This is a genomic window from Paenibacillus sp. 01T422 (genome assembly GCF_056398785.1).
Genome location: NZ_JBFTQB010000133.1, coordinates 1 through 9,831, shown reverse-complemented (window position 1 = coordinate 9,831; position 9,831 = coordinate 1). Strand labels below are relative to the sequence as shown.

At 47.0% G+C, this 9,831-nt stretch carries 11 protein-coding genes and 1 riboswitch; of the genes, 9 read left to right on the top strand and 2 right to left on the bottom strand.

What is annotated here, in order from left to right; translation table 11 throughout:
• Window position 1: 1 nt before the first annotated feature.
• Genes AC1DUA_RS10215 through AC1DUA_RS10205 form a run of 3 tightly spaced genes read left to right on the top strand, consistent with a single transcriptional unit; the run spans window position 2 to window position 2,702 of the window.
• Window positions 2-664, top strand: a complete 663-nt coding sequence (locus tag AC1DUA_RS10215) for a potassium channel family protein (RefSeq protein ID WP_477499630.1) — start codon at window positions 2-4, stop codon at window positions 662-664.
• Entirely contained in the window at window positions 665-1,912 is a 1,248-nt protein-coding gene (locus AC1DUA_RS10210; protein WP_477499629.1) for a cation:proton antiporter, read from the top strand. It abuts the gene before it with no gap.
• Window positions 1,913-1,964: 52 nt separating this feature from the next.
• Window positions 1,965-2,702 (top strand): response regulator transcription factor, encoded by a 738-nt coding sequence (locus tag AC1DUA_RS10205; RefSeq protein ID WP_477499628.1) that lies wholly within the window; start codon window positions 1,965-1,967, stop codon window positions 2,700-2,702.
• Between the two features lie 49 nt (window positions 2,703-2,751).
• Here the strand turns inward: AC1DUA_RS10205 and AC1DUA_RS10200 are convergent, their stop codons facing one another.
• On the bottom strand, window positions 2,752-3,648 hold the full coding sequence (locus AC1DUA_RS10200; RefSeq protein ID WP_477499627.1) for a LysR family transcriptional regulator: 897 nt from the start codon (window positions 3,646-3,648) through the stop codon (window positions 2,752-2,754).
• Between the two features lie 290 nt (window positions 3,649-3,938).
• Here AC1DUA_RS10200 and AC1DUA_RS10195 point away from each other — a divergent pair, with 290 nt between their 5' ends.
• From AC1DUA_RS10195 to sdhB, 3 genes are read left to right on the top strand one after another with little or no spacing between them, the layout of a single operon-like run.
• Window positions 3,939-4,592, top strand: coding sequence for a succinate dehydrogenase cytochrome b558 subunit (locus tag AC1DUA_RS10195; protein ID WP_477499626.1), 654 nt, complete (start codon window positions 3,939-3,941; stop codon window positions 4,590-4,592).
• A 16-nt stretch (window positions 4,593-4,608) separates the two neighbouring features.
• The gene (sdhA, locus tag AC1DUA_RS10190) at window positions 4,609-6,372 is read left to right on the top strand and encodes a succinate dehydrogenase flavoprotein subunit (RefSeq protein ID WP_477499625.1); all 1,764 of its coding nucleotides are present in this window, start codon (window positions 4,609-4,611) and stop codon (window positions 6,370-6,372) included.
• A gap of 2 nt (window positions 6,373-6,374) precedes the next feature.
• Window positions 6,375-7,139 (top strand): succinate dehydrogenase iron-sulfur subunit, encoded by a 765-nt coding sequence (gene sdhB, locus AC1DUA_RS10185; protein WP_145666837.1) that lies wholly within the window; start codon window positions 6,375-6,377, stop codon window positions 7,137-7,139.
• A gap of 61 nt (window positions 7,140-7,200) precedes the next feature.
• On the opposite strand, the gene AC1DUA_RS10180 is transcribed toward sdhB, so the two are convergent.
• Window positions 7,201-7,383 carry a hypothetical protein gene (locus tag AC1DUA_RS10180; protein ID WP_477499624.1) on the bottom strand — a complete coding sequence of 61 codons (183 nt, stop codon included), beginning with the start codon at window positions 7,381-7,383 and terminating at the stop codon, window positions 7,201-7,203.
• A 158-nt stretch (window positions 7,384-7,541) separates the two neighbouring features.
• Window positions 7,542-7,649: riboswitch (guanidine-I (ykkC/yxkD leader) on the top strand.
• A 65-nt stretch (window positions 7,650-7,714) separates the two neighbouring features.
• Here AC1DUA_RS10180 and AC1DUA_RS10175 point away from each other — a divergent pair.
• The 3 genes from AC1DUA_RS10175 to AC1DUA_RS10165 form a co-directional block, all read left to right on the top strand.
• Window positions 7,715-8,740 carry an ABC transporter substrate-binding protein gene (locus AC1DUA_RS10175; protein ID WP_477499623.1) on the top strand — a complete coding sequence of 342 codons (1,026 nt, stop codon included), beginning with the start codon at window positions 7,715-7,717 and terminating at the stop codon, window positions 8,738-8,740.
• 20 nt (window positions 8,741-8,760) lie between these two features.
• Complete coding sequence (locus tag AC1DUA_RS10170) at window positions 8,761-9,579, top strand: ABC transporter permease (protein ID WP_477499622.1); 819 nt, start codon at window positions 8,761-8,763, stop codon at window positions 9,577-9,579.
• 3 nt (window positions 9,580-9,582) lie between these two features.
• Window positions 9,583-9,831: ATP-binding cassette domain-containing protein (locus AC1DUA_RS10165; RefSeq protein WP_477499621.1), on the top strand; the 249-nt coding region annotated here is incomplete at its 3' end.

Sequence of the window (9,831 nt, the reverse complement as noted above, 5' to 3'; positions counted from 1 at the left end):
GATGAAGAAAACGCAATATGTGGTTGTCGGGCTTGGGCGCTTTGGATCAAGCATTTCCAAAGAACTCGTTAAGCTGGGCAATGAGGTGCTTGGCATTGATAAAGATGAGGAAAAGGTAGATGAGATGAGCCATGAGCTTACGCATGCCGTCGTAGCGGATGCTACCGATGAGGATGTGCTGAAGTCTTTGGGCGTGCGCAACTTTGATTGTGCAGTCGTAGCGATTGGGGACGACATTCAGTCCAGTATTTTAACAGCGATTGTATTGAAGGATTTAGGGATCAAGAAGGTTGTAGCCAAAGCCCTGTCTGAATTGCATGGGAAGGTTTTGCAGAAGCTAGGGGTTGACCGCGTCATCTATCCCGAGCGTGACATGGGAATACGCGTAGCCCATCAGCTCAATTCACCGAACTTATTAGATTATATTGAAATTTCTAAAGATTATACGATTGCAGAACTCTCCGTACCGAAAAGGTTGTGTGGGCTTACGATTAAGCAATTAGATCCTCGTGCCAAATACGGCTGCAGTGTTGTGGCGGTTAACAAACAGACTGGCGTTATAATTGCGCCTACGGCTACGGATATCGTAAATGAAAATGATGTCATGATAATCATCGGAACGAACGATCAGATCGAAGAATTCGAAAGTGAAGTTATCCGATAAATGGAGAATGCAACTTCCCAACTTATCGAGCATGTCATCGTGCTGCTGGTGCTCATTTTCGGATTAGGGATGCTGTTCGGAAAGGCAGCGAGCTGGCTTAAACTTCCTGATGTTGCTATGTTTCTAGTGGCAGGCATGATTGTGGGACAAGCTTTCCATTGGATTTATGAGCCAAGCACTTCTTTTACGAATCAATTCATTCTCGTTATCGGCTCCACGTTAATTCTCTTTGACGGAGGTCGCAATATTAAGCTTACTGGTTTGCGGCAAGTCTGGCTTACCGTAGGCATGCTGAGCATTCCTGGTGTGATTATCACTTGCGTGGCCGTTGCAGCCGCTTCGCATTTCCTTCTGGATTTGCCATGGCTGTATGCTTTGCTGCTTGGCGCGATTATTGCTTCAACAGATCCGGCAACGCTCATCCCGGTATTTAAACAAGTGAAAATCCGCGCTAAAGTCAGAGAGACAGTGGAAAGTGAATCGGCATTTAATGATGCAACGGCGTCCATTTTGACATTTTCGCTAATTGCTATCATCTTGGGCACGCAGCAAGTTTCCCTACTTTCGGGCACACTGGATTTTGTCAAAACGGCACTCGGAGGGCTTCTGCTTGGAGCTGTTATCGGCTATGCGATGACCTTTCTAACAGCCCATTTGAAACTTGGCATGCTGAGGGATTATGCAACTATCGCGATGGTCGTTACCTCATTAGGAGCTTATATGGCAGGAGAAATCCTCGGTGTTAGCGGCTTTATGGCGACGTTTACTGCGGGGCTGATCTGGGGGAATGCCGGCACGTTCAAGCTCGATATGGATGATAAACGGCACGAGATGGAGCATTTTTCTGAAAATATTACGGTTATCATGCGGATGCTGATCTTCATTCTTCTAGGCAGTCAAGTGAATTTCCCCGTCATTCTCGAACATTTTTGGACGAGTTTGGGTGTCATCTTCGTATTTGTCTTTATTGCGCGTCCGCTGACGGTACTCATCTGTACGTGGCCAGACCGTAAAGCGAAGTGGAAGTGGAATGAGATTATATTCATGTTCTGGGTTCGTGAAACAGGTGTCATTCCAGCGGCGTTATGCGGGATGGTGGCTGGCATGGGGATTGCACACAGTGATCTAATTGCGAGTGTCACTTTTATGGCTGTGCTAATCACCATCCTGTTCCAGGCAAGCACAACGGCTTTTGTAGCGAAAAAGCTGGGACTTGAAGTGAAGTCGGACGGGCCGGAGAGCTCATAGGTCCGTCTTGTAAGTCTCAACGAGAGAATTTCGAGGCGAAGGTGGACTCCGAATGTACAAAGTATTAATAATTGAAGACGATCCTATGATCGGCGATATGATCTCCATGTATTTGGGCGAAGAAGGCTTTGAGGTCATTCGGGTGGAAACGGGGCAAGAAGGGATTGAAGCTGTTAAGCAGTTTGCCCCTAACGTTATTTTGCTGGATCTTATGCTGCCAGATATGGATGGACTTGAACTGTGCAGACAGGTGCGAATTACGTCCAGTGTCCCGATTATGATTGTCTCGATGAAAAATAAAGTGGTTGAACGGGTGGCTGCGTTGGGGGCTGGAGCAGATGACTATATGTGCAAGCCTTTCAGCATGCATGAAATGAGCGCTAGAGTCCATGCTCTGATTCGCCGTTCCAATTTGTATCAAAATGCTCGTGAAAACACACGCGTGAATCTGCCATTACGCCAAGATGCAAAGTCAGAAACAAATGAGGCGCTGCTGGCAGATAAAAACAAGATTACACTTGACCTCCAAACGCGTTCGATGATCGTTCAGGGGCAGCTTGTCGAAACGACCTATTCGGAGTTTGAAATTATGAAATGTTTCGTTAATCACCCTGGCCGTGTCTACACGCGAGAGGATTTATTGCAAACCGTCCGGGGCTTCGACTCCTATGTCACCGATCGGGCGATTGATGTGCATATTGCCAATCTTCGGAAAAAAATCGAAGACAATCCCAAAGAGCCAAGGCGGATCCGAACGGTATGGGGCGTCGGCTACAAATTTGTCTATTAGTACCCATAGAACCTCTAATTTTGCTCGAGAGGCCGAGCGGATTGGAGGTTTATTTGTGTTTAGCAAAATAGCTGATCGTTTGCTCAATGAATTTGAGGGACTCCGGGTTATCAGTGGCTTGATCAGAGTAGATCAACGAGGTGGTTCGCTTCGTTTGCTCTAGTTCCACTAGATAGCGCAGAATTAACTCATTATTCTGAATCAAATCTTCTCGCAGATACGACTTGGGAAGAAGTGTCGCGGTTTTGCAGGTAGACACGAGCCGGATGATTGCCTCGAAGGAATCAATTTCCATTTGGACATTAGGAAGAATCGTATACCGATGGAACAGCTCGTCCATCAAGATGCGATACCAGGTGCCTTTGGAAAAGAGAATCATCGGCAGGTCATTCAAATCGCTCATCGTAATCTTGGCACGATCGATGAAAGGGTGCCCCAGCGGAAGCACCAGACATAGATGATCATCGAACAATGGCTCGCAGTGCAAGCTCGATGCGTTGATTTGGGATGCGACGATACCGATATCGACCTTATTTTCCTTGACCAAGGTCACGATTTCATGTGTTTTACCCGTAAGCAGTTTAATTTCTGTGAGCGGGTGAACCTGCAGGTAATGGGTAATCAAGTCTGGTAGTGTAGCTTGCAAGGTTGTTAAGCTGGCGCCAACTGTAAGGGAAGAATGGGTGCCCGCGGCTTTGTACATTTGAAGAGTTTGCTTAAACTTCCGTTCCAGATGGCGGAGCTCAAGCGCATGATCGTAGCAGATTTGCCCTGCTTTGGTCAGCTCAAGACGTTTCCCTTTGCGGATGAATAGTTCCACGCCAAGTTCTTCTTCCAGCTTCATGATTTTGCGTGAAAGAGCGGGTTGTGAGATATTAAGCAGCTGTGATGCTTTATTCAGGCTCACTTGTTCGACAACAACGGCGAAAACATCCAAGAGTTCCATATTTTTTTTCAACTCCGTATTCGTTTGTATATGCAAATTAGTTATAAGTATATATAAAAAAACGGCACTTCCATTATAAGCGTATTAGAGGTACGATGTACATGTCACTTTTTATTCACATTTATTGGACGATAGTGTATATTCGCTCACTAATTAGGCGTAAAATAGGCGTGGATGATTATGGGTTGACGCTCGTTTGCGGCGAGAGTAGAATGGTATGTGGCTTGTTTTGTCAGAACATGTCGGATGGGTATTTATGAAATTTTGTTGAGGGGGGAATTGGTTACATTATGGGTAATTCGTATTACTTTCGAAAGATCCACTCTTTGCTTGGTGTAATTCCAGTGGGCTTCTTCCTTATTGAGCATTTGCTCACTAACTACGAAGCAACGAAGGGTCCTCAAGCATTTGTGGATCAAATTAACTGGTTGAACGGTCTGCCTTTGGTCCTGCTGTTAGAAATCGTGGGAATCTGGCTTCCGCTTCTTTATCATGCCGTTTATGGACTTTATGTGGCTTATCAGGCACGCAATAACGTCTCGAACTACAGCTATTTCCGTAACCAAATGTTTATGCTTCAACGGGTAACTGGCGTTATTACGTTCCTGTTCGTAGCGTGGCATTTGTTCGAGACTCGTCTGCAAGTTGCACTAGGCAATGTTGCACACGAAAATCTCGGCATGACCATGCATGACATTGCAACGAATCCAGTTATGTTTACGATCTATGTAATTGGTATCGTTTCAGCGACATTCCATTTCTGCAACGGTTTATGGTCATTCCTTGTTAGCTGGGGAATTACGGTTGGACCTCGCGCGCAGCGTTACTCTTCCGTTATTTGGATGGTCGTGTTCGTCGTGATGTCCGTGATGTTTATTATGTCTTTGACTGCATTTACAGATACTCAATTTCAAGTTCCGGTAGAAGCGCGTACGGGGCATTAAGGGAGGGTGAACAGAAGTGGCTAATTCGAAAATCATCGTCGTCGGCGGAGGCCTTGCGGGACTCATGGCGACAATTAAAGCAGCGGAGGCCGGAGTTCACGTGCAATTGTTCTCCTTGGTTCCTGTTAAACGTTCCCACTCCGTATGTGCGCAAGGCGGCATTAACGGTGCGGTGAATACAAAAGGTGAAGGGGACTCCACGTGGGAGCACTTTGACGATACAGTTTATGGTGGAGATTTCTTGGCGAATCAACCGCCAGTTAAAGCATTATGTGATGCAGCACCAGGCATCATTCACTTGATGGACCGTATGGGTGTTATGTTCAACCGTACACCAGAAGGTCTTCTTGATTTCCGTCGTTTCGGCGGAACGAAATATCACCGTACGGCATTTGCGGGTGCAACGACAGGGCAACAGCTTCTGTATGCACTTGATGAGCAAGTACGCCGCTGGGAAACAGCTGGTCTCGTAACGAAGTTCGAGCACTGGGAATTCCTTGGTTCCGTGCTGGATGACGAAAATGTTTGCCGTGGTATTGCGGCTCAAGATTTGCGCAGCATGGAGATCCAAACGTTCCCGGCTGACGCTGTTATTTTGGCAACAGGCGGCCCTGGTATTATCTTTGGTAAAACGACGAACTCTGTCATCAACACCGGTACGGCAGCAAGTGCTGTTTACCAACAAGGCGTTAAATATGCGAATGGTGAAATGATTCAAATTCACCCGACGGCGATTCCTGGCGATGACAAGCTTCGCTTGATGTCAGAGTCCGCACGTGGTGAAGGCGGTCGTATTTGGACTTACAAAGACGGGAAGCCTTGGTACTTCCTTGAAGAGAAATATCCGGCGTACGGAAACTTGGTGCCTCGTGATATTGCAACGCGTGAAATTTTCTCCGTATGTATCGATCAGAAGCTTGGTATTAACGGTGAAAACATGGTTTACCTTGACCTCTCTCATAAAGATCCAAAAGAGCTTGATATCAAGCTTGGCGGTATCATGGAAATCTACGAGAAATTCATGGGCGATGATCCACGTAAAATCCCGATGAAGATTTTCCCAGCGGTTCATTATTCCATGGGCGGTATGTGGGTTGACTACAACATGATGACGAACATCCCAGGCTTGTTCGCTGCTGGTGAGTGTGAGTATCAGCATCACGGTGCAAACCGTTTGGGCGCGAACTCCCTTGTTTCGGCTATCTATGACGGTATGGTCTCCGGTCCTAAAGCGGTTGAGTATATTCGCGGCCTAGAGAAGCATGCGGATGATACCTCTTCCATCGTGTTCGATCGTGAGAAGAAACGTCACCAAGACCGTTATGAGAGCTTGCTCAAAATGAACAGCGGGACAGAAAATGCTTATGTTCTGCACAAAGAACTAGGCGACATGATGAATGCGAATATGACGGTTGTTCGTTACAATGATCGTCTTGAAGATACAATCAGCAAAATCAAGGACATGAAAGAAAGATACAACAACATCAACATTACAGATACAGCTCGTTGGAACAACCAAGGGGTTGCGTTCACTCGCCAGCTCTGGAACATGTTTGAGCTTGCTGAAGCGATGACGGTGGGTGCATTAATGCGTAACGAGAGCCGTGGCGCACACTACAAGCCTGATTTCCCAGAACGTGATGATGACCACTTCATGAAAACAACAATTGCCGATTGGACGCCGGAAGGTCCGAAAATCAGCTATGAAGAAATTGATGTATCTTTGATTGCACCGCGGAAACGTGATTACTCCACGGAGAAGAAAAAGGGAGGACATTAATCATGGCTGAGACACTAAGCGCACAGAAAACCGTGAAGTTTATCGTGACTCGTCAAGAGAGTCCAGATTCTAAGCCTTATACAGAGGAATTCGAAGTTCCTTATCGTCCCAATATGAACGTCATCAGCGGTTTGATGGAAGTGCAACGTAATCCTAAGAACGCGCGTGGTGATAAAACAACGCCAGTTTGTTGGGAATCCAACTGTCTGGAAGAAGTTTGTGGAGCTTGCTCCATGGTTATTAACGGGAAACCGCGCCAAGCTTGTTCGGCTCTGATCGATAAGCTGGAGCAGCCAGTTCGCGTAGCTCCGATGAGCACGTTCCCTGTTATGCGTGACCTTGTTATCGACCGTGGACGCATGTTCAACGCTTTGAAGAAGGTCAAAGCATGGGTTCCGATCGACGGAACGTATGATCTTGGACCAGGACCGCGTATGGCGGAGTCGAAGCGTCAATGGGCATACGAATTGTCCAAATGTATGACATGTGGTGTTTGTCTAGAAGCTTGTCCGAACGTAAACGACAAGAACTCTTTCATCGGACCATCTGCGCTTTCCCAAGTTCGTTTGTTCAATGCTCACCCAACAGGTGAAATGAACAAAGACGAGCGTTTGGATACGCTGATGACAGATGGCGGTATCGAAGGCTGCGGTAACTCGCAGAACTGCGTACGCTCTTGTCCGAAAGGCATTCCGCTCACGACTTCCATCGCAGCATTGAATGCAGACACAACGAAACATTTGTTCAAGAAATGGTTAGGCGTGTAAGAGTAAGAATAAAGCCCGATACCCTGAGCGACAGGGTGTCGGGCTTTTGTGCGTACAGGGGTCAGTTTGCTGGGGGAAGCGCGTTCGTCTCCGCCCAATCAGCGTTATCTATAGGGGAAGTCTGGAGAGGATGTTTGGTTGCCGGCTGTTCCTGGCTTGGCGCCGTAGAGGAAACTGTTTCGGTTGTTGGTGGAGCAGCCATACTAATATCTAACATACTTAAGTGGAAATGAATCGAGTACATCGTCTGCACCTCCATATCCGTTGTTATTATGTAATATATTATTACGTAGTAGACCACTTTGACAACAAAATAATTAATTATGTTATATATATTGACATAAGTCTAGGATGTAAGTATGATAAAGACAAATGTAAGAGTTGGTTTTACAACCTCATAGCAAACTTGTTTTCTAGGGTTCCGCGGCAGATGAAGGCTGTCGGTCTGGTCCAAGAGAAGACACACGGTGAAGTTCATCGTGCACACGGAGGGATAAAAGCCCGGGAGGATATCAGAATATGATATCGTTCCGGGTTTTTCTTTTTACCAGTTGAAATGGAGAGGGAGAATCAGAATGAGAAAAAGAATGGTATTTCTGATGATGGCGTTGTTACTCACTTTTACGGTGGTAGTGAGCGGATGTTCGAGCAAGGAGGCAGCAAGCACGGCGTCAAGTGGCAGTGATCAGCCGATCAAATTGGCGCTTAGTCCATGGCCGGGTTGGTTTGTTTGGTATTTGGTGAAGGAAAAAGGGTTCTTTGAGAAAAATGGCGTGAAGGTTGATCTGGTTTGGTTCCCCGTATACAGTGACTCCTTATCTGCCCTTGCGTCAGGCAAAGTCGATGCGAATAGCCAAACTTTAAGTGACACGCTTGCCCCTGCAAGCAAAGGGATTCCGCTCAAGGCGGTGCTTGTGAACGATAACTCCAATGGTGGAGACGGCGTCGTAGTAAAGCCTAACATCAATTCCTTGCAGGAGTTGAAAGGGAAGAAAGTGGCAACAGAGTTAGGCACGGTTGATCATCTACTCATGCTAACCGCGCTGGAGAAGGCTGGTCTCGCTGAGAAAGACGTTTCTTACACCAACATGACGGTTAACGATGCAGGACCTGCTTTCATCTCTGGCAACCTGGACGGTGCCGTACTGTGGGAGCCATTCTTGAGCAAAGCGATTCAAGAGGGCAAAGGCAAGCTGTTATTCTCCTCCAAGGATACGCCAGGGCTCATTCCGGATCTGCTCGTGTTTAAAGAAGAAATCACCAAAAATCGTCCGGAAGACGTGAAGAAAATTCTCAATGCGTGGTTCGATGCGTTGGACTACTGGAAAGCGAATCCGGAAGAATCTCTACAAATTATGGCAAAAGCAGCAGAGACGCCAGTGGACGAATACAAAGCTGGAGTCGACAGTGTGAAAATATTTCAGCTTGAAGATAATGTGAAAGCTTTCCAAAAAGCAGATTCTTACAGCTCCCTGCACTTTACATCGCAGAAAACAGCCGAGTTCTTGAAAGGCTTGGATATGCTGACATCCATCCCGAAAGCAGAGAGCTTCCTGGACGGACACTTTGTCGAAGAAGTAATGAAGGAACGCAAGAAATAAACAGGTGAGTGAGGTGCTCTATGGAAACGGCTATGAAAAAAAGACGCAAATCCACGTTGTTTGCCATAAGGGGCGACATCAATCGTAAAACGTATGTTTCAGGCATTATTCTCATTATATGTTTGGTAGTTGCCTTTTGGAGTGTGCTCAGCTATGGCAATATGGTGAATCGAACATTTCTGCCTACACCGGATCAAGTGCTTCGCCAATTTGCCATTCAGCTGCAGAGTTCCATATTCTGGCATCATGTCGGAATGAGCATTTTCCGTGTAGGAGCGGGCTTCTTGCTTGCTTGTTTGCTCGGTATTCCGCTTGGTATTCTGGCGGGTACATTTCGCTTCGCGGAAGCGCTGCTCGTCCCTCCGACCGAATTTATTCGCTATATGCCAGCAACGGCGTTCATCCCGTTGATTATGGTCTGGGCCGGGATTGGGGAGTGGGCGAAGGTCATCGTCATCTTCATCGGCTGCTTCTTCCAGCTCATGCTGATGGTGGCAGATAATACGCGATCGGTTTCTAACGATTTGCTGCAAACCTCGTACACCCTTGGCGCGAATCGCTGGCAAGCCATTGAGAAGGTGCTAATTCCCGCATTGCTGCCGGATTTGATGAACACCTTACGCCTGATCATTGGCTGGGCGTGGACGTATCTCGTCGTGGCAGAGCTGGTTGCGGCCAGCAGCGGGCTAGGGTTCTCCATCATGAAGGCCCAAAGGTTCCTGAATACGGATCAAATCTTCGTGGGCATTATCGCCATTGGCTTGCTAGGATTGATGACGGACCGGACATTTGCTTACTGTCACCGCAGATTTTTCCCATGGCTGGAAGGAGGACGTTAATTTATGCGAGCACAACAAGCCTTACATGTTGAACCTTCTTATGAAAAAGAGATGAAAATGAGCAAGATTATGGCTTCCGATGTTACAAAAGTGTACAGTTCGAAGAAATCGCAGTTCGTTGCGCTCGACAGAGTTTCCTTCCATGTGGATGCGCATGAGTTTGTGAGCTTTGTTGGTCCCTCGGGCTGCGGGAAGTCTTCCCTCTTGCGAATTGTTGCAGGTTTAGAGACCATGACAACAGGATCTCTGAGC

Excerpts from the sequence above, each read along its gene's own strand:
- AC1DUA_RS10215 (WP_477499630.1), top strand. The coding sequence starts at position 2 with ATGAAGAAAACGCAATATGTGGTTGTCGGGCTTGGGCGCTTTGGATCA.
- AC1DUA_RS10210 (WP_477499629.1), top strand. The coding sequence starts at position 665 with ATGGAGAATGCAACTTCCCAACTTATCGAGCATGTCATCGTGCTGCTG.
- AC1DUA_RS10205 (WP_477499628.1), top strand. The coding sequence starts at position 1,965 with ATGTACAAAGTATTAATAATTGAAGACGATCCTATGATCGGCGATATG.
- AC1DUA_RS10200 (WP_477499627.1), bottom strand. The coding sequence starts at position 3,648 with ATGGAACTCTTGGATGTTTTCGCCGTTGTTGTCGAACAAGTGAGCCTG.
- AC1DUA_RS10195 (WP_477499626.1), top strand. The coding sequence starts at position 3,939 with ATGGGTAATTCGTATTACTTTCGAAAGATCCACTCTTTGCTTGGTGTA.
- sdhB (WP_145666837.1), top strand. The coding sequence starts at position 6,375 with ATGGCTGAGACACTAAGCGCACAGAAAACCGTGAAGTTTATCGTGACT.
- AC1DUA_RS10180 (WP_477499624.1), bottom strand. The coding sequence starts at position 7,383 with ATGTACTCGATTCATTTCCACTTAAGTATGTTAGATATTAGTATGGCT.
- AC1DUA_RS10175 (WP_477499623.1), top strand. The coding sequence starts at position 7,715 with ATGAGAAAAAGAATGGTATTTCTGATGATGGCGTTGTTACTCACTTTT.
- AC1DUA_RS10170 (WP_477499622.1), top strand. The coding sequence starts at position 8,761 with ATGGAAACGGCTATGAAAAAAAGACGCAAATCCACGTTGTTTGCCATA.